Genomic DNA, 24,832 nt, shown 5'->3' with positions numbered 1-24,832 from the left:
GCTCAACGGCGTCAGGCCGCGAGGCGCTGGCGACCCTTCGCACGACGGGTTGCGAGGATGGCGCGACCGGCACGGGTGCGCATCCGAAGACGGAAGCCGTGCTTCTTGTGCCGACGACGGTTGTTCGGCTGGAACGTCCGCTTGCTCACTGGAATGACTCCGGTTACTCGAGATCACGTTTGTCGACAAATCCACTGATAGATCTGTCGCTGGTGCAGGTCCTGCCCACCGTCCAGAAACCTTCACAACAGGAGGGTCTCGCTGGGAGCGCAGCACGAAACGGCCGGCTCAACACCGACTGATCCACGGTACGTGGCGGCCTGTGGACAGGTCAAACCAGCCATCCCCATACTTTTCCACAGGGCCTGTGGATGGAACCGCCTGTCAGGTCGTCGTCACTACCCGCTCACCGGTACCGCGAACGACCACCTGAACCCCGACCCCTCACCACGACTACCCTCCGGCGTCTACCCGACACGCCGGAGGTTGCCCCCAATTTACGCCCTATAGCCTGTGGATGACGGCTTGAAGCGGGGTGGTCGGGCTTGTTAGCGTCAGCCCCTCACACCAGAGGTCCCACACCCCGAGACCGGTAACCAACTGCCTCCGCGCTTCGTTCACAACTGTGGACAAGGATGTGGACAATGAGGAAAACCGGCTGAGGAGAAAGCAACTGCTACGTGCGGCCGACCGGCGGCACGGGCGGCGTGTCGGGTCGAATGGCCGCACTGCACCGGGAACGAACCCGGGAGCGCCGGCCACCGCAACAAAGGATTCGGGGAGCAACGCGTGGTCGAGGACCAATCCGCCAATGCGGAAAGCAAGGCGGAAGTGAATGATCTGGACGTTGCCTGGACCAGGGTCCTTGCCGGACTACCACCGAACCAACGCGCCTGGCTGACGAATTCCCGGCCGGTCACCCTGCACGAGAGCACGGCGATCGTTGCCGTCCCGGACGACTTCACCCGCGGTCAGCTGGAGACGCGGCTGCGTCCCGACCTCGAGCGGATCCTGACCGAGAGCTTCGGCCGCGACATCCGGATCGCCGTCACCGTCGACCCGACGCTCGATCCCGAGCTCCGCGAGCCGACCCCGGCGCCGAAGCCCGTAGTACGGGAGCAGGCGCCGGTCTTCCACTCGCCGCTGAACCAGCCGCCGAACATGCCGCTCACCCAGCCGTTCGGTCAGCCGATGCACCAGCAGCACCAGCAGCCGGTCCAGCACCAAGAGGTCCAGCAGCCCGCACAGCAGCAGCCGCAACACCAGCCGGTGCAGCGGCAGCCAATGCACCAACCTCTGCATCAGCCCACGCACCAGCAGCACGACCATCAGCAGCCGAACCACCAGCAGGCCCCGCACCAGCAGCCCCAGCACCAGCCTCAGCACCAAGAGGTCCAGGAGCAGCAGGAGCCGGCGCCGATCCAGCAGCAGCCGGAGCCGGTCGCCCAGATCACCCCGCCGCCGCTCGGCTCGGTCGCACCGCCGCCGAACGGCTCGGCCCAGTTCCAGCCGCCGATCAACTCCCAGGGCGAGGCGCGACTCAACCCGAAGTACACCTTCGAGACCTTCGTCATCGGCAGCTCGAACCGGTTCGCTCACGCGGCTGCTGTGGCCGTCGCCGAAGCGCCGGGCAAGGCGTACAACCCGCAGCTCATTTACGGGGACTCTGGGCTGGGAAAAACGCACCTTCTGCACGCGATCGGCCACTACGTCCGCAGTCTCTACACCGGGGCCCGGGTCAGGTACGTCTCCAGCGAAGAGTTCACCAACGACTTCATCAACGCGATCCGCGACGACAAGGCCGCCCAGTTCCAGCGCCGGTACCGCGACGTCGACGTGCTGCTGATCGACGACATCCAGTTTCTGGAAGGCAAGATCCAGACCCAGGAGGAGTTCTTCCACACCTTCAACACGCTGCACAACGCGAACAAGCAGATCGTGATCAGCTCCGACCGGCCGCCGAAGCGGCTCGAGGCGCTGGAGGACCGGCTGCGGAACCGGTTCGAGTGGGGCCTGATCACCGACATCCAGCCGCCCGACCTCGAGACCCGGATCGCGATCCTGCGGAAGAAGGCCGCCACCGAGCGACTGACCGCGCCGCCCGAGGTGCTCGAGTTCATCGCCAGCAAGGTGCAGACCAACATCCGTGAGCTCGAGGGCGCGCTGATCCGGGTGACCGCGTTCGCCAGCCTGAACCGGCAGCCGGTCGATCTGTCGCTGGCCGAAATCGTGCTGAAGGACCTGATCCCCGAAGGCAGCAAGCCCGAGGTGACGGCCGGAATGATCATGGGCCAGACCGCCTCGTACTTCGGCCTGTCGATCGACGACCTCTGCGGTCCGAGTCGCAGCCGGGTGCTGGTCACCGCCCGCCAGATCGCCATGTACCTCTGCCGCGAGCTGACCGACCTGTCGCTACCGAAGATCGGTCAGCAGTTCGGCGGCCGGGACCACACCACCGTGATGCACGCCGAGCGGAAGATCCGTCAGCTGATGTCGGAACGGCGCAGCGTCTTCAACCAGGTGACCGAGTTGACCAACCGGATCAAGCACCAGGCCAAGCAGCAATGAGGCGTCGTGTGACCGGGTCGAAACGCGTGTACGCCAAGCGCTACGACGCGGTCACACGAACCGCACAGGCTGGGGACAGAGCTGTGGATAACTATGGGTATCTCGGTGGACACGGGGACCACCTCTGTGGATTGGCTGTGTGCAAAGAAACCGTCGTACCCAGGCACCCCCAAGTTGCCCCCATTTCGTCCACAGCTCGTCCCCAGGGCAAAACCGGGTCTGACCTGCGAACTCACCGCTTTTCCACACAATCCACAAGTGCTAAGAACCCTATGGAATCCCTAAGAGGTTCCAAGTCAAGAAAAGTTTCTGGCGGCCAAACCTGGGGAAAACTCGGATTTCGGGCCTGGCCAACGGCCTCCGAGGACGACCTGTCAGGCTGTCCCCCCGAGCACCTCAGCGGGCACCGCTGTGAGCACCTCAGGGCGCATCACAGCGAGTCCCACGACCAGCACCACCGCGACGGGGACGCGACCCGCCCGAACCGCCACGTCAAGCCCGGTTGGCGCACATCACATCTGTCCGTGGCAGGATTCGCCTGGCACACAGCCGATACAGGAGGCACCCAGCGGTGAAGTTTCGCGTCGAGCGCGACGTACTGGCCGAGTCGGTGGCCTGGGCCGCGCGCAGCTTGCCCAGTCGTCCCAGCGTTCCGATCCTTGCCGGCCTTTTGGTCGAAGCCGAAGAAGGCCAGATCACTCTGTCCGGCTTCGACTACGAGACCTCCGTCCGAGTGACCGTTCCCGCCCAGGTGGCGGACGCCGGAAAGTGCCTGATCTCCGGCCGGCTGGTCGCCGACATCTCGAAGAGTCTCCCGAATCAGCCCGTGGACTTCGCGGTGGACGGCGCCAAGGCGCAAGTCACCTGCGGCACCTCGCGCTTCACGCTCCAGACGCTTCCCACAGAGGAATATCCGGCTCTGCCGGATCTCCCGGCGGCCAGCGGCACGGTCCGAAGCGACGTTTTCGCCCAGGCGGTCGCCCAGGTCGTCACTGCTGCCGGCCGTGAGGACACACTTCCGGTGTTGACCGGCGTTCGGGTCGAGATCGAGGGCTCCACGATCTCGCTGCTGGCCACCGACCGGTACCGCTTGGCGATCCGCGAGCTCGAATGGAGCCCGGAAAGCCCAGATGCCTCTGCTGCAGCCCTTATCCCAGCCAGAGTGCTCTCCGAAACCGCGAAAGCGATGACCGGAACCACCATCACCGTCTCGCTGGCCTCCCCTGGCAGCGGCGAAGGCATCGTCGGCTTCGAGGGCGAGGTGTCCGGTGGCAACCGGCGCGCCACCACCCGGTTGCTCGACGGCGAGTTCCCGAAGGTCCGCGGCATCATCCCGACCGACGCGGCGATCGCGACCCGGGTCCGGATCGAGACCGCGACCCTGGTCGAGGCGGTCAAGCGGGTCGCCCTGGTCGCGGAGCGGAACGCTCCGGTCCGGCTGACCTTCGCCGACGACACCGTGACGCTCGACGCCGGCAGCGGCGACGAGGCGCAGGCGTCGGAGTCGATCGAGGCTCGCGTGGTTGGCGAGCCGGTTACGGTGGGATTCAACCCGACGTACCTGCTGGACGGCCTGAACGCGATCGGCACCTCGGTCGCGCACCTGGCCTTCACGCAGGCGACGAAGCCGGCCGAACTGACCGGTGTGAAGGATTTCGACGGTGACCCGATCAGCGAGTTCCGGTACGTGCTGATGCCGGTTCGCCTGAACAGCTGACGCCAGTCCCGCTGACCCGCGAAACGCCAACAGAACAAGGGGATTCACGATGGAGCTCGGCCTTGTCGGTCTCGGCAAGATGGGCGGCAACATGCGCGAGCGAATTCGCGCGGCCGGCCTGACCGTCGTCGGTTTCGACCACAACCAAGCCATCTCCGATGCGACGGACCTGGCCGACATGGTCGGCAAGCTGACGGCGACGGACCAGCCGAAGGTGGTCTGGGTGATGGTGCCGGTCCAGGCCATCGACCCGGTGCTCACCGAGCTGGCCGAGTTGCTGTCCGAGGGCGACATCGTGATCGACGGCGGCAACAGCCGCTGGACCGACGACATCCGCAGGGCCGAGCTGCTGTCCCACAAGGGCATCAAGTTCGTCGACTGCGGTGTCTCCGGCGGCGTCTGGGGTCTCGAGAACGGCTACGCGCTGATGTGCGGCGGAGACGCTGAGACAGTCGAGACGGTGATGCCCATCTTCACGGCGCTCAAGCCTGAAGGTGAGTTCGGGTTCGTGCACGCCGGCAAGGTCGGCGCCGGCCACTTCGCCAAGATGGTCCACAACGGCATCGAGTACGCGATCATGCAGGCGTACGCCGAGGGATTCGAGCTGCTCGAGGCCGCGGACATCGTCGAGAACGTGCCGGAGGCGTTCGACTCCTGGCGCGAGGGCACGGTGATCCGGTCCTGGCTGCTCGACCTGATGGTCAACGCGCTCAAGGAAGACACCCACCTGGACAAGATCCGCGGGTACGCCGACGACTCGGGCGAGGGCCGCTGGACCGTCGAGGCCGCGATCGACCACGCCGTACCGGTGCCGGCCATCGCCGCTTCGCTGTTCGCCCGGTTCGCCTCCCGGCAGGACGACTCCCCCGCGATGAAGGCGATCGCCGCCATGCGCAACCAGTTCGGCGGCCACGCCGTCAAGGGTGCGGCCGCGGACCCGTCGTACGCGACTCCCCCGGTCAAGCACTGAGCGCATAGTCCCGGGTCGCCGCTCGATCGGCGACCCGGCGACCTGCCTCAGAATTCGCCCAGCAGAGGAATATCAGGTGTTTGTCACCGCTCTCGGCCTGATCGACTTCCGGTCGTACCACCAGGCGGAGGTCCAGCTCGAGCCGGGCGTGACCGCTTTCGTCGGCCCGAACGGCCAGGGCAAGACCAATCTGGTCGAGGCGATCCACTACACCGCGACCCTCGGTTCGCACCGGGTGGCCAACGACGCGCCACTGGTCCGGGCCGGCGCTCCGCGCGCGATCGTGCGGACCGAGATCCGCTCCGACCAGGAACGCGACCTGGTGGTCGAGCTGGAAATCAATCCTGGGAGGGCAAATCGGGCCCGGCTGAACCGTTCGCCGGTGCCCAGGCCGCGCGAAGTGCTCGGATTCCTCCGTACGGTGCTTTTTGCGCCCGAGGACCTGGCGCTGGTGAAGGGCGATCCGTCCGAACGGCGGCGCTTCCTCGATGAGCTGCTCACCCTGCGCAGTCCCCGCTTCGCCGGCGTCCGGTCGGACTACGAGCGGGTGCTGAAACAGCGCAACTCGTTGCTCAAGAGCGCCTCGATCGCGCGTCGGCAGGGCCGGTCGGCCGATGCCCAGTTGCGCACCCTCGAGGTGTGGGACGACAACCTCGTCAAAACCGGCTCTGAGCTGCTCGCTGCGCGACTCGACCTGCTGGAATCCCTGCGCCCGTTGGTCTCCGGCTCTTACGATGCCGTTGCCAGAGGCAAAGGCGATGCGCGGCTGGAGTACAAGTCGTCGGTGCCGCTGGAGCCCGGGGTGTCGAGCCGCGAGCAGCTCGGCGAGATCATCAAGGCGACGGTGCTCGCGCGCCGGGGCGACGAGCTCGACCGCGGCGTCTCGCTGGTCGGGCCGCATCGCGACGACGTGGTTCTCGGGCTCGGGGACTTGCCGGCGAAGGGGTATGCGAGTCACGGTGAGTCCTGGTCGTACGCGCTCGCGCTGCGGCTGGCGTCGTACGAGTTGCTCAGGACGGACGGGGGTGAGCCGGTGCTGATTCTGGACGACGTGTTCGCCGAGCTCGACACGAGTCGCCGCGACCGGCTGGCCGAACTGGTCGCACCCGCCGAGCAGGTGCTGGTCACCGCCGCGGTCGGCGCCGACGTGCCGGCGGAGCTGAGTGGCGCCCGGTTCGACGTCGGCAATGGCTCGGTACAGCGTGCCTGACGAGCTGCTGCCCGAGACGGACCCTGCCGGGCAACCTGCTCAGAGTGCCTCAGAAGGCCAGAATTCCTCTGAGAGCGGCGTCGAGAGCGAGTCCGTCGAAGAGCCCGAGCACGACAAACGCGGCCTCGAGCTGGCCAAGACGCTGGCCAGCAGGCTCAAGGGCGCGGGTCCGATCCAGCCTGTCAAGAAGACGCGCCGACGCCACCCGACCGGCAACCAGGTCAGCAGCGCCCGCGCCGACGACCGCGATCCCCAGCTGCTCACCAACACCCTCGGCCGGCTGATGCGCGAACAGGGCTGGGAGGTCGACGTCGCCGTCCACGGCGTGATGGCCCGCTGGGCCTCGATCGTGGGCCCGGAGATGGCCTCGCACTGCCAGCCGGAGACGTACAAGGACACCGAGCTCACCGTCCGCACCGACTCCACCGCCTGGGCGATCCAGGTCCGCCTGCTGGCCGCTGACCTGGTCCGCCGGCTGAACGACGAACTCGGCGACGGCACGGTCACCCGAGTCAAGGTCGAAGGCCCCAACGCCCCCAGCTGGCGCAAGGGCCAGCGCACGGTCCGCGGCGGCCGAGGCCCCCGCGACACCTACGGCTGACCGCATCCGGTGACGGCGTACCAGAGGACCCCGGCGGTCGCCTAGGATCGGGCCCGATGCGCACGATCGTTGATGGATTTCGCGAGATGGTCCACCTGCTCGGAGACACCTTCCGGCTGTGGTGGCGCAACCTGCTGCCGTTGGTGACCTGGTTCCTCGCGGGGTACGTCGGATTCCGGGCCTCCATCCAGGGCGCGATCTGGCTGGACGAGCACCAGCACTCGAGCCTGGGTGTCGGGGTGTTCTCGACCGGCGTACTGATTCAGATCGCGGCCACCATCGGGATGATCCGGACCTGTGCCACCTCGCTGTACCGCTGGCGCGACGCGGCCGGCGACCAGGCCGAGGAGACCTCCGACCCGACCCAGCAAGGCCTGATGGAGTTGCTGGCCGTCACGCTGCTGCCGATGATCGCGGTCTGGTCGGCCTGGGGATTCCTGGACGAACGGATCTCGGAACTCTCGATCAGCAACATCGTCCAGCGGGGTCTCGGGCCCGGCGCCGCGTTCCTCGAGGTGAACAACGGCGCCTGGCACGCCTACATCCCGGCGATCGTGATCCTGCTGGTACTCCGCCGGGTGCTGGAGGCGATCGACGACCGCTGGCCGAGCCGGCCGGTCAGGTTCGCCCAGGTCTGGGCCGAGGCGTTCTTCCTGCTGATCACCGTGGTGGTCACGCCGTACGCCGTCAGCGACCTGAAGGGCTGGATCGAGGGCCGCGACTTCTGGTACATCTCGGTCAACTGGTGGGACGGGCTGAAGGACTTCTTCGCCGGGATCCACATCCCGATCCCGGCCGGGATCGAGTTCCTCTGGGGCTTCTTCTGGGAGAGCCTCTGGCCGTTGTTCAGGTCCGGCGTGGCCGAGCCGCTGACCTGGCTCGCGATCACGACGGTCGTCTTCGGGCACCGGGTGATGACCAGCAGCGGCGTCTTCAAGGGCACCCGGATCGAGCGGCGCCTCGGCAACCGGGCGGTCCCCGACGCCGACGCGGCGAAGCCCAGTCGCCTGGTGGCGTTGACGAATCAGGCCCCGAACCTGCTGCTCGGCGGTCTGCGGGAGAAGTTCTATCCGACCCTGACCGCGTTCCGGCTGCTGGTCCGAGTCGGCCCGGTCTTCCTCGGTGTGGTCTGCATGGTCTACACGTTCTGGATCCTGGGCGAGCAGTGGGCCAACGTCGGCCTGGTCCGGCTGATCGGCGTGCACGGCACCGGCTCCGACTGGAACCTGATGAACCACGAGATCGCGAGCCTGATCCGCGACGCGCTCTTCGAGACGCTCCGAATCGCCTTGCTGGCGGCGGCTTTCGACCTCTGCATCTCGGTCGGCGCCGAGCGTCGTGCCGAGGCCGCCGAAGCCGCCGCCGTACAGAAGCAGGCGGAGGCGGAGTCCGTCCAGGCCTGACCGCCGGTACTGCGAGGTCGGCTCAGCGCGTCATCAGGACCCGGCGGAACTCACTCAGATCCTCGACCTGGATCCCACTCAGGTGCGGCACCGCCGACTCGGGCACGACGAAGATCTGCGCGACCTCACCCGCCTTGTTCCGGGTGAACGGGAAGTCCGAGTCGTTGCAGTTCGTCGGCATCGTCAGCCCGAACGGCGACTGGGTCTTCCACACGTTGCCGCGATCGTCGCGGAGCTTGGCCGAGCAGGTGAAGCCGTTCTCGGTCATCCGTACTCCGTCCAGCGCGGTGACCGAGGCCTTGGCGACGATCACCACCGAGCCGGCCGGCTGCTCCAGCGCGACCTTCTTCTTCTCGGCGTTCACCAGCTGGGAGTAGACCTCGAGCGACTCCAGCTTCCACTCGACCTTGCCGACGGTCACCGGCCCCTGCTGGACCACTTCGGTGATCTCGCCCTGCCGGAAGAGCTTGTCGTCGTCGGCCAGGTAGGTGCGGAGCAGCAGGAAGGCGCTGGTCGCCATCAGCGCGACCAGCAACGAGATCTGGGCGGTCAGCCGGGCCGCGCGCTGTGACTTCATCATGAGGCCACCCGCTGGACGCCGTGCGGAATGAGGTACTCGGGCGCGGCCGCGTCGATCAGCTGCTTGGCGACCTTCTCGTCCGGTACGCCGAGGTCGACGGCCACGTCCTGGGTCAGCACGGTGAACAGCGGACCGGTGCGGACCTGGAAGGTGAGTCCGTTGACGTTCGTGGGATTCACCTCGAAGACGATCGCGCTGGTCACGCCGAAGCCCGGCTCGGCGAAGTCGATCCGGCTGCCCCAGGTCTCGGAGATCGGGGCGTAGACGGTGCCGTCGTCGGTGACCAGCTGGGTCGACGGGTACGGGACTTCCGGCGTACCGCGGACCGTGTCGTACTCGACCGCGACGAAGATCCCGTTGGACTGCACCGGCTTGTCGTCGCTGCCGCCGGTCAGGTAGGCCCGGGCGAACTTCACCCGCTGCACGGTCACGGTCGAGCCGTTGTAGTCGAGCGTCTCGCCGATCGTGCCGCTGACGACCACCCGGTTCGTCTCGTCGTCGTACACCTGATCGGGTGCGGCCAGCCGGCTCAGGCCGCCGATCAGGACGAACATGATGCCGATCACCACCGTGGCGGGCCGGTAGAGCTTCACTCGGTCTCCGTCTCGATCGTCGTCGGCACCCGGACCACGGCGACCGCGGTCTCCTGGTGCCAATAGGCGTTCTCCGATGCGCCGAGCAGGCCGCTGTCGGCCACGTAGCGCTCGGCCAGGACGCCGATCTCGGTCTTGTCGGTGCTGAAGTTGGGCGACACCTCGAACTCCGCGACGCAGTTCTCGGCCGGCAGTCCGTAGACCAGCACGTAGCCGATGTTGCGGTCCTTGCAGCTCACGTTCGCCGGCTTGACCGGGTCCTTGCCGGGGATCACCCAGCGCAGCAGCTCGCTGCCGTCGAAGGAGGTGCTCTTCTTCTCTTCCTCGTCGATGTTCTTCAGCTGCAGCTCGACCGCGAGCCGGGCCTTCGCCGGGCTGTAGTCGGTCTTCGGCGTCCGGATGATCTTGGCGGCGCTGACCCCGACCTCGAACCGGCCGGCCTTCAGCGTGGTCGGCGCGTCCAGGGTGTCCACGGTGCGGCCCTTGTGTTCCTTCCAGCCGCCGGTGAGCAGGATGACGAGCGCGAGGACGAGGACGACGCCGAGGGCGATCAGCCATTTCCGGCGGTGCCGATGGATCACCCGATCGGCGATCATGGCGTCGATGACGTCGTCGAGACTTTCCACGTCAGCGATCCTAGAGGGCGGCGGGGGCGGTGTCCCCGCGGCGGCGCAGTCTCGGTTCTCAGACGGTCAGGGGCGATCCGGTCAGAAGCCACTGAGCGGCGTGAGCGCTTTCGGAGCCCCCTCCCCGCGTGGGGGGACATGGCGAGGAGTCCGAAAAGACGTTCTGTCCGCGACTAGGGGCGGCTGGTGGCCGGTTCTGCTTCGGTCGACGGGTAAGATGGAGCTGTTGAGAAAGCCGCACCACTGATGAACACAGTAGGGGCGGCTTCTACTGTGCATCGATGCCCCGCGCACGCGGGGTCCGAGGAGGACAACAGCCGGTGACCGACGAGCCGACCGAGATCGACGAAACACTGTCCGCCGACAGCACCGGTATCGCAGAAGAAGAAGCACCGCTGACCGAGATCACCTCAAGTGTGGTCGAACGGACGTACGACGCAAGTGCGATCCAGGTCCTCGAGGGCCTCGACGCCGTGCGCAAGCGTCCCGGGATGTACATCGGGTCCACCGGTGAGCGCGGTCTGCACCACCTGGTCTACGAGGTGGTCGACAACGCGGTGGACGAGGCGCTGGCCGGGTTCTGCGACAAGATCGTCGTCACCCTGCTGCCCGACGGCGGCGTCCAGGTGGTCGACAACGGCCGTGGCATCCCGGTCGACATCGTCGAGTCCGAGGGCAAGCCGGCCGTCACCGTCGTACTGACCGTGCTGCACGCCGGCGGCAAGTTCGGCGGCGGTGGCTACAAGGTCTCCGGTGGTCTGCACGGTGTCGGTGTCTCCGTCGTGAACGCGCTGTCCAGCCGGCTCCGGGTGGACGTCCGGAAGAACGACCTGGCCTACATGCAGTCCTTCACGATCGGCGTCCCGGACGCCGACCTGGCCGAGATCGGCACGTCGGACAGCAACGGCACCACGATCACCTTCTGGCCGAGTGCCGACGTGTTCGAGACGACGGTGTACTCCTACGAGACGCTGTCCACCCGCTTCCGCGAGTACGCCTTCCTGAACAAGGGCCTCGAGCTCGTCATTCGCGACGAGCGCCCGGACCACACCGCCGAGGGCATTCCGGTCGAGCAGTCGTTCAAGTACGACGACGGCCTGGTCGACTACGTGAAGTACCTGACCGGCATCCGCGAGACCGTGCACCGCGACGTGATCGCCTTCGAGGCGGCCCAGGGCGACGACAGCCTGAGCCTCGAGGTGGCGATGCAGTGGAGCGGCTCGTACCAGGAGTCCGTGCACACCTTCGCGAACACGATCAACACGCACGAGGGCGGTACCCACGAAGAGGGCTTCCGGGCCGCGCTCACCTCGCTGGTCAACTCGTTCGCCGAGGACCAGGGCATGATCAAGAAGAAGGAGGACAGGCTCACCGGTGACGACATCCGGGAGGGCCTGACCGCGATCATCTCGGTCAAGCTGGGCAACCCGCAGTTCGAGGGCCAGACCAAGACCAAGCTCGGCAACACCGAGGTCAAGGGCTTCGTCCAGCGGGTCGTCAACGACCGGCTCGGCGCCTGGTTCGAGCAGAACCCGGCCGAGGGCCGCGACATCATCCGCAAGGCCACCGCGGCCGCGAGTGCCCGGATCGCCGCCCGCAAGGCGCGCGAACTGGCCCGCAACCGCAAGGGTCTGCTGGGTGGCGGCGGGCTGCCGGGCAAGCTGTCCGACTGCCAGTCGACCAACCCGGAGGAGTGCGAGGTCTACATCGTCGAGGGTGACTCGGCCGGTGGCTCCGCCAAGGGCGGCCGCGATCCGAAGTACCAGGCGATCCTGCCGATCCGGGGCAAGATCCTGAACGTCGAGAAGGCGCGGATCGACCGGGTCCTGCAGAACAACGAAGTACTGGCGATCATCTCCGCCCTCGGCACCGGGATCCACGAGGACTTCGACGAGGAGAAGCTGCGGTACCACAAGATCGTGCTGATGGCCGACGCTGACGTCGACGGACAGCACATCCGGACGCTGCTGCTGACCCTGCTGTTCCGCTTCATGCGGCCGCTGATCGAGCGCGGTCACGTGTACGCCGCGCAGCCGCCGCTGTACAAGATCCGCTGGAGCAACCAGACCCCCGAGCTCGCCTACACCGAGCGGGAGAAGGACGGTCTGCTCGAGGCCGGCTTCGAGGCAGGCAAGAAACTGCCGAAGGACAACGCGATCCAGCGCTACAAGGGTCTGGGTGAGATGAACGCGCAGGAGCTGTGGGAGACCACGATGGACCCGGCCAACCGGGTGCTGCTGCAGATCACCTTGGACGACGCCGCCCGCGCCGACGAGACCTTCGCGACGTTGATGGGCGACGACATCGAGGCCCGTCGCAACTTCATCCAGCGCAACGCCAAGGACGTTCGGTTCCTTGACATCTGAGTGGTGCCCGGGCGCGACCCGGGCCACCCTCGCGCAGCGCCGACCTCACCGACGTACTGACACGAACGGGACGAGCACCAGATGACCGAGACCCCCATTTCTCCGGGACACGACCGGATCGAGCCCCTCGATCTGCAGACGGAGATGCAGCAGTCGTACCTCGACTACGCGATGGCCGTCATCGTCGGCCGCGCGCTGCCCGAGGTCCGTGACGGCCTCAAGCCGGTGCACCGCCGCATCCTCTACGCGATGTACGACGGTGGCTACCGCCCCGACCGTGGTTTCTCCAAGTGTTCGCGCATCGTCGGTGACGTGATGGGTCAGTACCACCCGCACGGCGACTCGGCGATCTACGACACCCTGGTCCGGCTCGCCCAGCCGTGGGTGATGCGCGCGCCGATGATCCAGGGCCAGGGAAACTTCGGCTCACCGGGTAACGACCCGGCCGCCGCGATGCGGTACACGGAGTGCCGGCTGGCGCCGCTGGCGATGGAGATGGTGCGCGACATCGACCAGGAGACGGTCGACTTCCGCCCCAACTACGACGGTCGCTCGCAAGAGCCCGTCATCCTGCCCAGCCGCTTCCCGAACCTGCTGGTGAACGGCTCGGCCGGTATCGCGGTCGGGATGGCGACGATGATCCCGCCGCACAACCTGCGCGAGGTCGCCGCCGCGGCCCAGTGGTGCCTCGAGCACCCGGAGGCCACCCAGGAAGAAGTCCTGGCCGCCTGCATGGAGAACATCAAGGGCCCGGACTTCCCGAACGGCGCCCTGATCGTCGGCTACAAGGGCATCGACGACGCCTACCGCACCGGTCGTGGCTCGGTCACGATGCGCGCGGTGGTCGACATCGAGGAGGACGCCAAGGGCCGGACCAGCCTGGTCGTCAGTCAGCTGCCCTACATGGTCAACCCGGACAACCTGGCGCAGAAGATCGCCGAGCTGGTGAACACCGGCAAGATGACCGGGATCGCCGACATCCGCGACGACACCTCGTCCCGGACCGGCCAGCGCCTGGTGATCGTGCTGAAGCGCGACGCCCAGCCGCGCGTCGTACTGAACAACCTCTACAAGCACACCCAGCTGCAGGACACCTTCGGCTGCAACATGCTGGCCCTGGTGGACGGTGTGCCGCGCACGCTCAGCGTGGACCTGTTCATCACGCACTGGATCGACCACCAGATCGAGGTCATCCAGCGCCGGACCCGCTACCGCCTCCGTGAGGCCGAGAAGCAGGCGCACATCTACCGCGGTCTGGTGAAGGCGCTGGACGCGCTGGACGAGGTGATCGCGCTGATCCGCCGCAGCCCGGACGTCGAAGAGGCCCGCAGCGGGCTGATCTCGCTGCTGGAGATCGACGAGATCCAGGCTCAGGCGATCCTGGACATGCAGCTGCGCCGGCTGGCCGCTCTCGAGCGGCAGAAGATCATGGACCGGTTGAACGAGCTCGAGATCGTGATCGCCGACCTCGAGGACATCCTGGCCGACCCGGTCCGGCAGCGGACCATCATCCGCGACGAGCTGGCCGAGATCGTCGAGAAGTTCGGCGACGAGCGGCGGACCGAGATCATCGCCGCCGACGGCGACCTGTCCGTGCAGGACCTGGTGCCGGACGAGGAGGTCGTCGTCACGATCACCCGGGGCGGCTACGCCAAGCGCACCAAGACCGACCTGTACCGGACCCAGAACCGCGGCGGCAAGGGTGTTCGCGGCGCGACGATGCGGGCCGAGGACGAGATCGGCCACTTCTTCGCCACCACGAACCACCACTGGATGCTGTTCTTCACCACCAAGGGCCGGGTCTACCGGGCCAAGGTGTGGCAGCTGCCGGAGTCCGCGCGCGACGCCAAGGGCTCGCACGTGGCCGGCCTGCTGTCGTTCCAGCCGGACGAGGAGATCGCCCAGGTCCTGACGCTGCGCGACTACCAGCAGGAGCCGTACCTGCTGCTCGCCACCAAGCGTGGTCTGGTGAAGAAGACGGCACTGACCGACTACGACTCGGCCCGGCAGAGCGGCATCATCGCGGTCAACTTCCGCGACGAGGACGACGAGCTGATCGGCGCCGAGCTGGCATCGGCCGAGGACGACCTGATGCTGGTCTCCAAGAAGGGTCAGTCGATCCGCTTCACCGCCAACGACGAGCAGCTTCGGCCGATGGGCCGGGCCACCTCGGGTGTGACCGGGATGAAGTTCCGCAACGGCGACGAGCTGCTGTCGATGGCGGTCATCCGGGCCGGTTCGGAGGAGGACGCGCAGTTCGTCTTCACCGTCACCAACGCCGGCTACGCCAAGCGCAGCCGGGTCTCGGAGTACCGGCAGCAGGGTCGTGGCGGTCTCGGTATCAAGGCGGTCAAGCTGAACGACGAGCGCGGGTCGCTGGTCGGCGCGCTGATCGTCGTCGACTCCGACCAGGTGCTGGCGATCAAGAACAGCGGCCAGGTCGTTCGCAGCCGGGTGGACAGCGTGCCGGTGAAGGGCCGCGACACGATGGGCGTGAAGTTCGCCGGTGTCGGCGAGTCGGACGCCGTCGTCGCGATCGCGCGTAACACCGACCTCACGGTCGGTGACGACGAGGCCGAAGCGGTCGAGGGCACGGAAGAAGTTGCCCAGGATGTGGACGCTTCGACAACCGAACAGGCCCCCACGAGCGTCAGTTCAGATGACCAGCATTCGACGGACGTCGACGGCGCGGCTACCGTCGAAGACGACGAAGCCGGCCAGGAGGGCACCTGATGACCAACCGCGCGAGGCCGACATGGCCTGATGGAGCGGACAGCCCCAAGTCCCAGCGGCCGCAAAGCGGCTCGGGCAAGGGTCAGTCCACCCCAACTGCCACCCCGGCCTCCAACGGTCGTAACACTCCGACCGGCAACGGCCAGCCCAGACCCGGTACTGCGAACGGCCAGCGACCCGACGCGCGGCAGCAGCCGCGCCCGGGTGGGCCGTCCGCAACCCCGTCCATGCCGGCTCCGACGTCGTCGCCTGCCGGTAACGCGGGGAAGCCGTCCCAGTCGTCGCAGTCCTCACGGCCGCCGCAGCAGCCGCCTGTCCGGCCGCTGTCGGGCAAGCCGCCGGTCTCGTCGAGCCCGTTCGCCGGCTCCGGCGCTTCGTCGGCTGGTGCTCCGGCGCCGGCCACCTTGCGGCCGAGCAACCCGACTCCCACGGGCAACCCGAGTACTCCGGGTCGCCCGGAGCAGCGGGTGCCTTCGAGCGGCGGGCAGCCCGGCACTTCGTCGTACGGGCAGGTCGGGAAGTTGGCGACGCCCACGCACACTCCGGCGGAGTCGTTCAGCGACAAGCTGAACGCGGCCAAGCAGGCCGTCCTCGGCCGGGCCTCCGCGCTGAAGGACTCCGCGGTGTCGGCGACCTCCGGGACGCAGACCGCGGAGCCGAAGGCCAAGGTCGAGAAGCGGGACGACTTCAAGCCCGCGGCCGAGCCGAAGACCTCGTCGCGGCCGCAGACCCGGAAGGCGCGGCTGCGGTTGTCGCGGATCGACCCCTGGTCGGTGATGAAGACCGCGTTCCTGCTGTCGATCGCGTTCGGCATCGTCACCTGGGTGGCCGTCTTCATCGTCTGGTCGGCGATCGGCGCGGCCGGCGTCTTCGACAACATCAACAACACCGTGCGCGAGGTCCTGGGCAACCAGGAAGGCACCGACCCGTTCCAGATCGAGACGTACATCAACACCGGCAAGGTGATGGGTTTCACCACCCTGCTGGCCTGTGCCGATGTGCTGATCATCACGGCCCTGGCGACGCTCGGATCGTTCCTCTACAACATCGCGGCCACCCTGCTGGGCGGCCTCGAAGTCACGCTCGCCTCGGAAGACTGAGCCTCCGGACCCGGCTTCGATCGGGCCGTCCAGCGGCCCGATCGAATCCAATTTGGGAGCCAGGCACCGGGTGCGGTAATCTCTCCGAGGTTCGTCCCCGCAGTTGCGGGCCTATAGCTCAGTTGGTTAGAGCGCTGCCCTGATAAGGCAGAGGTCACAGGTTCAAATCCTGTTAGGCCCACCCCTGTTCGTCAAAGATCCAAGGGAGATCCCCGATGCTGAAGAAGATCACGCTGGTCCTGGTGGCGAGCATCGGTGGATACTTCGTCTACAAGAAGTCCCAGCAGTCCCGCGCCGAGCAGGACCTGTGGGCCGAGGCCGTCGACCCGGTCACCCCAGGTCGCTGAATCACCCCGCGGGGGCGTAGCTCAACTGGCAGAGCACTGCCTTTGCAAGGCAGGGGTTAGGGGTTCGAGTCCCCTCGTCTCCACAACCTTGAGTCGAGAGCCGGTTCCTTTCTGGGGCCGGCTTTTTGCTTTGTACTCCGGAAGTGCCCCGCGCGCCCGGCGCCCGCTCGCTCCTTCGTCGCTCCCCGCTCTGGGCGCTCCCACCCACCCTTTGCGAGGACCGCTCCTGCGTCGCGCGAGTGCCGCTCCTGCGTCGCGCGAGTGCCGCTCCTGCGTCGCGCGAGTGCCGCTCCTTCGTCGCGGTGGGTGCCTGGGTGCGGGTTGTCTTCTGCCGTGGGGTCAGCGGCCGGATGTTGGCTCTGGCAGCATGCCTTGGTGACAAGTGAGGAGTGGGCGCAGACGTCGATCTCGGTGTTTAACTCTGCGGGCGGGATTGTGGAGAGCGCTGACATGCCGGGTGCTGGGCTGGAGCAGCAGTTGGATGCCGCGGAGGTTTGGTTACGCGAGACCCACCTCCCGCGAGTCGTCAGCGGTGACGGATCTACTGTCCGCTTGTTCTGCAGTTGGAGTCCTGCGGTGGGGCAGCGCGCGATGACTCTTCCGGAGACGCTCGTCAAGGCTTTGGCCAGCGTGGATGGATTTGTCTGGTTGGACTTCTATCCGCCGGACGACTGACGGTCGGCTGTCAGGCTGTGCTGTCGGCGGCGGAGGGTCAGCAGGGCGACGCCGGCGACTGCGGCCGCGGAGGCGCTGCCTACGGCTAGGGCGAAGCGGTCTTTGCCCGCTTGGCGGCAGCGGTGTGCGATGTCTTCGCCGTCTGGTGGGGGTTCGCCGCCGGGGAAGTTGTTGGCTTTGTTCAGCACTGTGTCGTAGGGCGCGAGGCAGGTGTAGTCGTCGGCTCGGCTGGTGCCGTGGATGTCGGGGTTGTCGAATACCAACCAGATGCCCGCGAGGGCTAGGGCGATTGCCAGCACCGCAAGCACTCGTCGGACGGTGGTCATGGTGGGAAGCCTGGCACATGCGACCAGGGGTGCGCACCGCGATTGCATGGACCTGCAGCGATCTATTAAGGGGCGCAGATCGCCTGTAAATGCTGGTGTCGGTGGGCTCGGCCGGTCGCCGGTGAGTGCGGCCGGCGAGCCCACGGATGGCTACTTGGAATCTGGGCGGGGCTTGAAGCGGCGGACCTCGTGGGGCCAGCCGCAGCCTTCGGAGATCTTGCCGGCCCAGTGCTTGGCGGTTTCGTCGTCGGGCACGTTCACGATGGCGAAGCCGCCCAGGAACTCCTTGGACTCGACGTACGGGCCGTCGGTGAGCACGACGTCGCCGCTGGTGGGGTCGGCGTGGTAGACGGGGCCGTCCTCTTCCTCCAGGCCGCCGGCGAAGACGTAGACGCCGGCATCCTTCATCTCGTTCACGACCGCCATCGCGAGCGGTCCGCGGCCGCGGAACCATTCCTCGGTGTGGTCACCAACCCACTGCTGGTTGAAGTAGAGAAGGTATTCGGGCATGTCTGCTCCTTCAGCTAGCGCGGACCCGCTGTCCGCCTCCACCTACGCAACGAACGGCGCCCGGCGGATACGACAGGGCGTCAGCAGAAGTTTCACAGATGCTCGGCTGGGCGCGAGAGATCGCCTCAACCGGGTGGCAGGCCGGTGCTCAGGTAGGTCTAGTTCTTGGAGATGTTGCCGACTATCCACAGGTGGGTGCCGTTGAGGCAGCCTGGTTCTGTCCAGGTGTCCTGGTACTTGTCGCCGCCGCCTCCGCCGAAGGTGAAGGTTGCTCCGGACTGGGCGACCACCTTGTTGTCGGCGTCGAGGATCTCGAAGGACTTCGGATCGCCTTGCACGGTGTAGCCCTGCGGCCAGACGGGGGTCGTTTCGTACTGTCCCGACGTGCCTGAGGTCAGGCGGACGCAGTTGTTCTCGTCGGCGGTCAGGGTGCCGGTCAGGGCTGCTTCCATGCCACTCCGGCTCGAGGTGTCGGACTCGATGATCCGGAGGGGCGCCAACTCGACGGAGGCGCGTGGGGGTGTTGGTGGGGTAGGCGGTGTGGAGGATGAGCAGCCGCTGAAGGCAGCCACCAGGGCTGCAGTCGATCCGAGAGCCGTTAGACAGCAGCGAATGCGCATGGCAGCAGTATCTCCGTCAGCGGAGGGGTTTGCTGATAAGCGTGGGGGAACTCCTTACCAGCCGTGGATCCGGGGCCAGTAGGTGTCGCCGAGGTGGTAGCCGTCGTGTTGGGCTGCGGTGGCGCAGGCGTGGTTGGGGAGGATTCGCAGGCGGGTGCCGATCGGGAGGTCGGGGAGAACGCTTGTGCTGCCGGGGCGGATGGAGAGGATGCCGTGTTCCTGGCTGGCGTCTGTCATGAGTAGGTCGGGGAGGACTGTGCCGTCGAGGCTGGTGACTACGCCGTAGTACTGGTCGACAGGTTGTCTGGCGGTGGAGCGGTCTCGGGAGGTTGCCATCCAGCCGGCGTCGGTAAGGATCCAGCCTTTGTCGGGGCGGTGGCCGATGACGGTGGTGACGACGGAGAGGGCGAGGTCGGCCTGGGTGCAGACGCCTAGGCCGGTCATGAAGAGGTCGAAGAAGACGAAGTTGCCGGCGCGGACTTCGGTGACGCCGGTGAGGTCAGCCGCGAAGTGGGCGGTGGGGGTGGCACCGACGCTGACTACTGGGCAGGGGTGGCCGGCGGCGCGGAGGTCTTCGGCTACCGAGACTGCAGTGGCTCGTTCGTGTTCGGCGGCTGCGGTGAGGTCGGCTGTCGAGGGGGCGAAGTAGGACTCGCCGGCATGGGTCAGTACGCCGGTGAGGTGGTCGCCGAGGATGTCGGCGATCCGGGCGATGGTGGGGTCGCCGCGACGGAGGCCGCCTCGGTGGCCGTCGCAGTCGATCTCCAGGAGAGCCGGGATGCCCTGGGCAGCGACCGCTGAGGCTTGGGCGACGCTGTCCAGCAGGACCGTCACGTGGATGCCGCGGTCCCGCAGGGTGCGTACGCGATCGAGTTTGTCCGGCGCGATGCCAACGGCGTACAGGATGTCGGTGAAGCCGGCGTCGCCGAAGACTTCGGCCTCGCGCAGGGTCGAGACGGTCAGCGGGCCGGTGCCGCCGTTGAAGAGCAGGCGGGCGACATCGATCGACTTCGCGGTCTTTACGTGCGGGCGGAGCGGGACGCCGAGCGAGCGCAGGTGGGTCGAGAGCCGGGCGATGTTGGCCTCGACTCGGGAGCGGTCGAGACTCAGGTACGGCGTGGGCGGGTTGGTCATGGGCGGCGGCATTCTGCGAGGTCGGCGTACAGGGAGGCGCGGGAGATCCCCAGGGCTTCGGCGATCCGCGGAGCCGCACGTCGTACTGCGAACGCGCCGCGCTGGTCGAGCGCACGCAGTACGGTCATCCGCTCGGGGCGGGTCAGCGCGGTGACCGGCTTGCCGAGCTCGTGGGCCTGCTTGCGCAGTACTGCGTCGACGACGTCGTCGAAGTCGGAGCTGAAGGTGGTGGTGGGCAACTCGGCCGGTTCGTCGCCGGCCAGGTCGCCGAGGAGATCGCGGGCCTGCCAGAGCGGGGTGACGTCGACGTTGAGGCACAAGGCGCCGAAGAGGTGACCGCTGCGGTCCTTGAGCGGCAGGGTCGAGGACTTGAGGACCTGACCATCGGAGGTGCGGGTGAGGTAGTTGAGCTCGGCTGTGGCGCCGTCGCCCTTGGCGAGCACCGACAGGCCGATCTCGCTCATCGGGCTGCCGACCTCGCGCGCGGTCAGCCGGCCGGCCACGGCGACGACCGAGGCGTCTGCGCGGCGGTAGTCGTGCAGCACGACCTCGCAGGACCGGCCGAAGGTCGCGGCGATCCCGTCGACCACCTGGGTGAGCGCTGCGAGTACTGCGTCGGGCTCATCGTCCGCCGAGATCTCCATGCGGACGAGTCTAGACGATTAGTCCAGATTCAAGACAAATCGTCAAGGGAGGTGTGGTTGAGAGCTCTGCCGGAGTCGGGTGGCGTCGGCACCAGGCGGTACGCCGAACAGCCGGCGGTACTCGCGGTTGAACTGCGAAGGGCTGTCGTAGCCGACCAGGTGGCCGACTCCCGCGACATCACCGGGCTGAGCGGTCAGCAGCGAGCGGGCTTCCTGCAGTCGGATCCGCTTCTGGAACTGCAGCGGGCTGAGCGCAGTGATGGCGCGGAAGTGCCGGTGGAAGGCGGCAGGGCTCATGCCGGCCAGGCTGGCGAGGTCGGCGATGCGCATCGGCTCGGCGTAGTTGTCGCGGATCCAGCGAATCGCGCGACTGATGTGGGTCAGGCTGCTGTCGGCCAGGCCGATCTGGCGGATCACGTCGGCGTACTGGCCAGTGAGCAGGCGCCAGAGGATCTCTCGCTCGATCATCGGGGCGAGCACGGGGGCGTCGTCGGGTGAATCGAGCAGGCGGAGCATGCGAGCCGCCGCGTCGAGTAGCTCGGGGCTGGCGGGGCCTGTCGCCATCGCTGGGCCGGTGGGCGTCGCCCGAGCTCGCTGGCCGGCGGCGGACTCCAGGAGGAGCGGGGCGATGGTGGCGGGGCGTAGTACGAGACCTAGGCCTAATGCCGGCGTCTGTGGGGTGGCTTCGATGAAGTGGCCGGTGATGGGGAGGTCGGCGGTGACCACCAGGACCTGGCCGGCGCGGTACTCGAAGATCTGGTCGCCGAGCAGCAGTTGCTTGCCGCCCTGGGCCATCACCACCAGCAGCGGCTCGGTCAGCGAGTGCTCCTGCGCCGAAGTCTCCACCCGTGAGACGAACAGGCCGTCGACCGGCGTCCGCAGGTCGGGGCGCGCGTGGGTCGCGATCAGGTCGCGGATCTCGGTGAGCAGGGCTGCGCTGTCGGGCATCTTCACATCAGAGCACAGAGCGGCCTGATCCGGGCCGGAGTGATCGGAACAGGCAAGAACCAGCGAGGAAAGATCAACCTCTCCCAGCTCCTGGTCGTCGACCTGCGGGCAGGTGAGCCCGGGCGGGGGTGGAAGTTGCCTCAGGCTCCTAGTTGATTGCCTTGCGCATCGATCTAAACAATGCCGCCGTGACAGTTCGTGTACGGATTGTCACGGCGTGCTCACTGTTTGTTTGCGGGTGCGTGCAGATGTCCTGGGTGGCCTAGCGGTCGTGTGTGCGCACCCCGGAGTGTCTGTTGAGGAAGGAACAGCGGGCTCAACCACTGACGACGTGATTCGCGTGGACACCTACCGGGACTGCGCGGGCCGGCGACTACGGAGGTTCCGGACGCGTGCTCGAGACCTATCGCGGCATTCCGCATCTGCTGGACACCTGGATCGTGCTGACCGGGATGGCGGCTCCGATCGCCATCTCGTCGATGCGCCGGTCCGGTGCCGCGGTGCCCCGGATCGCGTCGCTGCTGATGCCTGCCGCTTTCGCGCTGATCTTCGCGGCCACGCTCAGCCCGACCGCGCATCGGGTGCCGGGGATCGGCACCTGTGGCACTCACCTGACCACTACTGGCGGGCTCACCTCGATGCAGGGGTTGCTCAACGTGCTGTTGTTCATTCCTGCTGCTGCGCTGATCACGCTGGCGAGCGGGCGGCCGGCTGACGGGATCGCCGCCGGGATCGGGATGTCGGCGGCGGTCGAGGCGATTCAGGCGTTGATTCCGACGCTTGGTCGCTCGTGCCAGCTACATGACCTGATCACGAACACGCTCGGTGCCTTCGTCGGTGTCGGCCTGGCGGCGGGAGTGCAGGTTGCCCTGCGAGCTGCGATCCGGCCGGTCCCGCTGGTGAGTCCCGTGTATGTCGTGGAGCACGGCGCGATCCTGGTACGGCGCCCCGCGGCGAGGCACCGCCGCGGCGAGCTGGCACCCGCCCTGCCCTGGGCCCTGACCTCGGCCCGGGCTCCGGCTCGAGCTCCCGCTCAGACTCCGGCCGGGGCTCCGGCCCGAGCTTCGGCTCTGACTCCAGGCCGGGCCTTGACCCCAGCGCGGGGCCCGGCCCCGGTGCAAGCCCCGTCCACCGGCGCGCCCCCGGCCCCGGCCCTAACCCCGGCTCAGACTCCGGCCTCGGCCCAGACTCCAGCCCGGGCTTCGGCTCTGGCCTCGGTGCGAGTCCCGGCCCAGACTCCCGCCCGGCCCCCGGCCCGACCTGTTGCCCGGGCCCGGTGAGGATGCCTGGATGGTTTTCCACAGGTTGTGGATGAACCGGGGGATGAACGGTCATAACCCTGAAGATATCCACAGGCACGCCCTCGTCCGGGGGCAGTTCAGGGGCGTACTTCCAACCCGAGCGAGGTGGCGATCACGATGGCCTGGGGCAGGTCGACAATGACGTCCTTGAGACCGACCGTGAGTGGATCGACGGTCGACAGGTCGGAGCCGCGCAGGTCGGCGCCGGTGAAGTCGGCTCGCTGCAGCGATGCGCCGGACAGGTCGACGTTGCGCAGTACGGACTTGCTCGCGCGCAGGCCGGTGAGATCGGCCTCCCGCAGTTTGGTGCCGGTCAGCTCGACGCCGCGCAGGTCCGCGCCGGGCAGGCCGACGAACGACCAGTCGCCGCCCTCGACCTTCATCAGGTTGTAGGTGCAGTCGTCGAACATGCTGCCCATCAGCTTGCACCGGGTGAAGGTGCTGTCGAAGAACGAGCACCGGACGAAGGTGCAGTTCACGAACGCGGCGTCGGTGTGCGTCGACGCGTTGAACCGGACGCCGCGGAAGACGCACTCCTCGAACACCCCGCGCTGGTTGTCCACCTCGGTCAGGTCCGAGTCGATGAACAGCACCCGGGTGTACGTCTGCCCGGACGGGTCGGCGTCGTCCCAGTCCCGGATCGTCGATTCGGTCTTCGGCGCGGTCCTGCCACCGCTGCGGTCTGCCATGCGTCTCCTTGAGGTTGCGCCGAAGTCTGCCCTGACCCACCGACAAAGTGGAGGATGAGTGGTGTGACCGCTTCAGAGAGAGTGATGGTGTTCGGCGCCGGTGGATTCTTGGGCGGCGCGATCTGCAGGCTGCTCAAGGAGCGCGGGATCGAGCACCGCGGCTTCACCCGGAGTACCGGTGATCCGCATCGGCGCTTCGACCTGGCCACCGGGCACTGCTATGCGCTGGACGCTCAGCTCGGCCTCTACAAACCGACGGTGATCATCAATGCCGCGGCCGCTACCCATGGTGATGTTCTCGAGCTGACCCGGGGCAATGTGGTCGCCGTCCAGTCGCTGCTGTCCGCGATGAACAGTCATGCCGGCAACGCGCGATTCATCCAGATCGGCTCGGCCGCGGAGTACGGCGGAGCGCCGCGCGGCAGCAGTCAGGACGAGCAGGCTGAGCTCAAGCCGGGCGGTGCCTACGGGTACACCAAGCTGGCCGGCTCCGAGCTCGTACTGCGTGCGCAGCGCAACGGCGCCGACGCGATCGTGCTCCGCTCCTTCAACATCACCGGACCCGGTTCGCCGCCGAGCACTTTGTTCGGCCGAGTACTGCGTCAGCTCGGCACCACCGACACGATCGAGCTCGGCTCGCTGGAGGCGTGGCGCGACTATGTGGACGTTCGGGATGTCGCGGAGGCGGTGGTCGCCGTCGCATCAGCGGAGGGCAAGCTACCGGCGGTGCTCAACGTGGGATCGGGTCAAGCGACGCTCGCCCGCGACGCTGTCCACAGGCTGATCGAGCGCAGCGGGACGACCACGAAGGTCATCGAAGGCCAGGTCCACGCCGGCCACGCGGGCTCCCCCGCCGATGCGGTCGCCTGGCAGCAGGCCGACACCACGCTGATCAGCAAGCACCTCGGCTGGTCCAGCAAGATCCCCCTCGACCAATCCCTCGCCGACACCTGGACCGCCCGCCCCACAGAATGAGCCAGGGCGTGTCTCCTTGCCTCGTGCGTGCTGCGCGGCACTCGGCACGGCACCTCGACGCACTGGAGCAAAGACCACGATGGAAAAACATCGAGGCCTTCGCTCCAGCACGCCGAGCTACCGCACCGAGCACCTGCTCGCGACTGCACGAGACAAGGAGACACGCCCTGTGGATATCTGGTCAGTCTGTGAGCCA

Annotated in this window: 24 protein-coding genes, 2 tRNA genes and 1 pseudogene; 15 read left to right on the top strand and 12 right to left on the bottom strand. The window is 67.4% G+C overall.

Annotated features, from left to right (window positions below):
- Positions 1-11 precede the first annotated feature (11 nt).
- Complete coding sequence (gene rpmH, locus AB0P21_RS32370; RefSeq protein ID WP_083933330.1) at positions 12-149, bottom strand: 50S ribosomal protein L34; 138 nt, start codon at positions 147-149, stop codon at positions 12-14.
- A 640-nt stretch (positions 150-789) separates the two neighbouring features.
- Between rpmH and dnaA the strand changes: the two are divergent.
- The 6 genes and pseudogenes from dnaA to AB0P21_RS32340 form a co-directional block, all read left to right on the top strand.
- Positions 790-2,493: pseudogene (gene dnaA / locus AB0P21_RS32365) on the top strand (chromosomal replication initiator protein DnaA); the annotation flags it as partial.
- Positions 2,494-3,139: 646 nt separating this feature from the next.
- Positions 3,140-4,285: a DNA polymerase III subunit beta gene (gene dnaN, locus AB0P21_RS32360; RefSeq protein ID WP_363701560.1), complete on the top strand. Its 1,146-nt coding sequence runs from the start codon at positions 3,140-3,142 to the stop codon at positions 4,283-4,285.
- A 49-nt stretch (positions 4,286-4,334) separates the two neighbouring features.
- On the top strand, positions 4,335-5,255 hold the full coding sequence (gnd, locus tag AB0P21_RS32355; protein WP_363701558.1) for a phosphogluconate dehydrogenase (NAD(+)-dependent, decarboxylating): 921 nt from the start codon (positions 4,335-4,337) through the stop codon (positions 5,253-5,255).
- Positions 5,256-5,331: 76 nt separating this feature from the next.
- On the top strand, positions 5,332-6,465 hold the full coding sequence (gene recF, locus AB0P21_RS32350; RefSeq protein WP_363701556.1) for a DNA replication/repair protein RecF: 1,134 nt from the start codon (positions 5,332-5,334) through the stop codon (positions 6,463-6,465).
- Positions 6,458-7,066, top strand: a complete 609-nt coding sequence (locus AB0P21_RS32345; protein ID WP_363701554.1) for a DciA family protein — start codon at positions 6,458-6,460, stop codon at positions 7,064-7,066. Before recF ends, AB0P21_RS32345 begins: the two co-directional genes overlap by 8 nt.
- 56 nt (positions 7,067-7,122) lie before the next feature.
- Positions 7,123-8,469: a hypothetical protein gene (locus AB0P21_RS32340; RefSeq protein ID WP_363701552.1), complete on the top strand. Its 1,347-nt coding sequence runs from the start codon at positions 7,123-7,125 to the stop codon at positions 8,467-8,469.
- Between the two features lie 22 nt (positions 8,470-8,491).
- On the opposite strand, the gene AB0P21_RS32335 is transcribed toward AB0P21_RS32340, so the two are convergent.
- From AB0P21_RS32335 to AB0P21_RS32325, 3 genes are read right to left on the bottom strand one after another with little or no spacing between them, the layout of a single operon-like run.
- Entirely contained in the window at positions 8,492-9,049 is a 558-nt protein-coding gene (locus tag AB0P21_RS32335) for a hypothetical protein (protein ID WP_363701550.1), read from the bottom strand.
- On the bottom strand, positions 9,046-9,642 hold the full coding sequence (locus AB0P21_RS32330; protein WP_363701548.1) for a hypothetical protein: 597 nt from the start codon (positions 9,640-9,642) through the stop codon (positions 9,046-9,048). The genes AB0P21_RS32335 and AB0P21_RS32330 overlap by 4 nt, the downstream gene beginning before the upstream one ends.
- Positions 9,639-10,268, bottom strand: a complete 630-nt coding sequence (locus AB0P21_RS32325) for a hypothetical protein (protein ID WP_363701546.1) — start codon at positions 10,266-10,268, stop codon at positions 9,639-9,641. Before AB0P21_RS32325 ends, AB0P21_RS32330 begins: the two co-directional genes overlap by 4 nt.
- A gap of 320 nt (positions 10,269-10,588) precedes the next feature.
- Here AB0P21_RS32325 and gyrB point away from each other — a divergent pair, with 320 nt between their 5' ends.
- Together gyrB and gyrA are read left to right on the top strand one after the other, a co-directional pair.
- On the top strand, positions 10,589-12,634 hold the full coding sequence (gyrB, locus tag AB0P21_RS32320) for a DNA topoisomerase (ATP-hydrolyzing) subunit B (RefSeq protein ID WP_363701544.1): 2,046 nt from the start codon (positions 10,589-10,591) through the stop codon (positions 12,632-12,634).
- An 81-nt stretch (positions 12,635-12,715) separates the two neighbouring features.
- Complete coding sequence (gyrA, locus tag AB0P21_RS32315; RefSeq protein WP_363701542.1) at positions 12,716-15,367, top strand: DNA gyrase subunit A; 2,652 nt, start codon at positions 12,716-12,718, stop codon at positions 15,365-15,367.
- Between the two features lie 82 nt (positions 15,368-15,449).
- Here the strand turns inward: gyrA and AB0P21_RS32310 are convergent, their stop codons facing one another.
- Complete coding sequence (locus AB0P21_RS32310) at positions 15,450-15,902, bottom strand: hypothetical protein (RefSeq protein ID WP_363701540.1); 453 nt, start codon at positions 15,900-15,902, stop codon at positions 15,450-15,452.
- On the opposite strand from AB0P21_RS32310, the gene AB0P21_RS32305 reads away from it, so the two are divergent.
- The 5 genes from AB0P21_RS32305 (at position 15,889) to AB0P21_RS32285 (ending at position 17,489) form a co-directional block, all read left to right on the top strand.
- A complete protein-coding gene (locus AB0P21_RS32305) occupies positions 15,889-16,467 on the top strand; it encodes a DUF3566 domain-containing protein (RefSeq protein ID WP_363701538.1) in 579 nt (192 codons plus the stop codon). The genes AB0P21_RS32310 and AB0P21_RS32305 overlap by 14 nt on opposite strands.
- A 107-nt stretch (positions 16,468-16,574) precedes the next feature.
- A tRNA-Ile gene (locus AB0P21_RS32300) sits at positions 16,575-16,648 on the top strand.
- A gap of 37 nt (positions 16,649-16,685) precedes the next feature.
- Positions 16,686-16,814 (top strand): DLW-39 family protein, encoded by a 129-nt coding sequence (locus AB0P21_RS32295; RefSeq protein ID WP_363702321.1) that lies wholly within the window; start codon positions 16,686-16,688, stop codon positions 16,812-16,814.
- A gap of 10 nt (positions 16,815-16,824) precedes the next feature.
- Positions 16,825-16,897, top strand: a tRNA-Ala gene (locus AB0P21_RS32290).
- A 292-nt stretch (positions 16,898-17,189) separates the two neighbouring features.
- Entirely contained in the window at positions 17,190-17,489 is a 300-nt protein-coding gene (locus tag AB0P21_RS32285; RefSeq protein ID WP_363701536.1) for a hypothetical protein, read from the top strand.
- Here AB0P21_RS32285 and AB0P21_RS32280 read toward each other — a convergent pair.
- From AB0P21_RS32280 to AB0P21_RS32255, 6 genes are all read right to left on the bottom strand, one after another.
- Complete coding sequence (locus AB0P21_RS32280) at positions 17,471-17,815, bottom strand: hypothetical protein (protein ID WP_363701534.1); 345 nt, start codon at positions 17,813-17,815, stop codon at positions 17,471-17,473. The two genes, AB0P21_RS32285 and AB0P21_RS32280, sit on opposite strands and share 19 nt — an antisense overlap.
- Before the next feature lie 150 nt (positions 17,816-17,965).
- Positions 17,966-18,325, bottom strand: a complete 360-nt coding sequence (locus AB0P21_RS32275) for a YciI family protein (RefSeq protein WP_363701532.1) — start codon at positions 18,323-18,325, stop codon at positions 17,966-17,968.
- A 158-nt stretch (positions 18,326-18,483) separates the two neighbouring features.
- Complete coding sequence (locus tag AB0P21_RS32270; protein WP_363701530.1) at positions 18,484-18,777, bottom strand: hypothetical protein; 294 nt, start codon at positions 18,775-18,777, stop codon at positions 18,484-18,486.
- 222 nt (positions 18,778-18,999) lie between these two features.
- On the bottom strand, positions 19,000-20,079 hold the full coding sequence (locus tag AB0P21_RS32265) for an alanine racemase (protein ID WP_363701528.1): 1,080 nt from the start codon (positions 20,077-20,079) through the stop codon (positions 19,000-19,002).
- The gene (locus tag AB0P21_RS32260; RefSeq protein WP_363701526.1) at positions 20,076-20,723 is read right to left on the bottom strand and encodes a helix-turn-helix transcriptional regulator; all 648 of its coding nucleotides are present in this window, start codon (positions 20,721-20,723) and stop codon (positions 20,076-20,078) included. Before AB0P21_RS32260 ends, AB0P21_RS32265 begins: the two co-directional genes overlap by 4 nt.
- Positions 20,724-20,765: 42 nt before the next feature.
- On the bottom strand, positions 20,766-21,671 hold the full coding sequence (locus AB0P21_RS32255; protein ID WP_363701524.1) for an AraC family transcriptional regulator: 906 nt from the start codon (positions 21,669-21,671) through the stop codon (positions 20,766-20,768).
- Positions 21,672-22,063: 392 nt separating this feature from the next.
- On the opposite strand from AB0P21_RS32255, the gene AB0P21_RS32250 reads away from it, so the two are divergent.
- A complete protein-coding gene (locus tag AB0P21_RS32250; protein ID WP_363701522.1) occupies positions 22,064-22,951 on the top strand; it encodes a VanZ family protein in 888 nt (295 codons plus the stop codon).
- Between the two features lie 98 nt (positions 22,952-23,049).
- Here the strand turns inward: AB0P21_RS32250 and AB0P21_RS32245 are convergent, their stop codons facing one another.
- Positions 23,050-23,661, bottom strand: a complete 612-nt coding sequence (locus AB0P21_RS32245; protein WP_363701520.1) for a pentapeptide repeat-containing protein — start codon at positions 23,659-23,661, stop codon at positions 23,050-23,052.
- Positions 23,662-23,724: 63 nt separating this feature from the next.
- Between AB0P21_RS32245 and AB0P21_RS32240 the strand changes: the two genes are divergently transcribed.
- On the top strand, positions 23,725-24,636 hold the full coding sequence (locus tag AB0P21_RS32240) for an NAD-dependent epimerase/dehydratase family protein (protein ID WP_363701518.1): 912 nt from the start codon (positions 23,725-23,727) through the stop codon (positions 24,634-24,636).
- Positions 24,637-24,832 lie beyond the last annotated feature (196 nt).

This window comes from Kribbella sp. NPDC056861 (assembly GCF_040687575.1).
In the GTDB taxonomy this organism is placed as follows: domain Bacteria; phylum Actinomycetota; class Actinomycetes; order Propionibacteriales; family Kribbellaceae; genus Kribbella.
Note: the sequence above shows the minus strand (reverse complement) of the source record. Positions and strands in the feature narration are given on the sequence as shown.

What these genes read in the sequence shown, in the direction of transcription:
- gnd (WP_363701558.1), top strand. Translation starts at nt 4,335, where the DNA reads ATGGAGCTCGGCCTTGTCGGTCTCGGCAAGATGGGCGGCAACATGCGC.
- AB0P21_RS32340 (WP_363701552.1), top strand. Translation starts at nt 7,123, where the DNA reads ATGCGCACGATCGTTGATGGATTTCGCGAGATGGTCCACCTGCTCGGA.
- AB0P21_RS32335 (WP_363701550.1), bottom strand. Translation starts at nt 9,049, where the DNA reads ATGATGAAGTCACAGCGCGCGGCCCGGCTGACCGCCCAGATCTCGTTG.
- gyrA (WP_363701542.1), top strand. Translation starts at nt 12,716, where the DNA reads ATGACCGAGACCCCCATTTCTCCGGGACACGACCGGATCGAGCCCCTC.
- AB0P21_RS32280 (WP_363701534.1), bottom strand. Translation starts at nt 17,815, where the DNA reads ATGACCACCGTCCGACGAGTGCTTGCGGTGCTGGCAATCGCCCTAGCC.
- AB0P21_RS32275 (WP_363701532.1), bottom strand. Translation starts at nt 18,325, where the DNA reads ATGCCCGAATACCTTCTCTACTTCAACCAGCAGTGGGTTGGTGACCAC.
- AB0P21_RS32270 (WP_363701530.1), bottom strand. Translation starts at nt 18,777, where the DNA reads ATGGAAGCAGCCCTGACCGGCACCCTGACCGCCGACGAGAACAACTGC.
- AB0P21_RS32265 (WP_363701528.1), bottom strand. Translation starts at nt 20,079, where the DNA reads ATGACCAACCCGCCCACGCCGTACCTGAGTCTCGACCGCTCCCGAGTC.
- AB0P21_RS32260 (WP_363701526.1), bottom strand. Translation starts at nt 20,723, where the DNA reads ATGGAGATCTCGGCGGACGATGAGCCCGACGCAGTACTCGCAGCGCTC.
- AB0P21_RS32255 (WP_363701524.1), bottom strand. Translation starts at nt 21,671, where the DNA reads ATGCCCGACAGCGCAGCCCTGCTCACCGAGATCCGCGACCTGATCGCG.
- AB0P21_RS32245 (WP_363701520.1), bottom strand. Translation starts at nt 23,661, where the DNA reads ATGGCAGACCGCAGCGGTGGCAGGACCGCGCCGAAGACCGAATCGACG.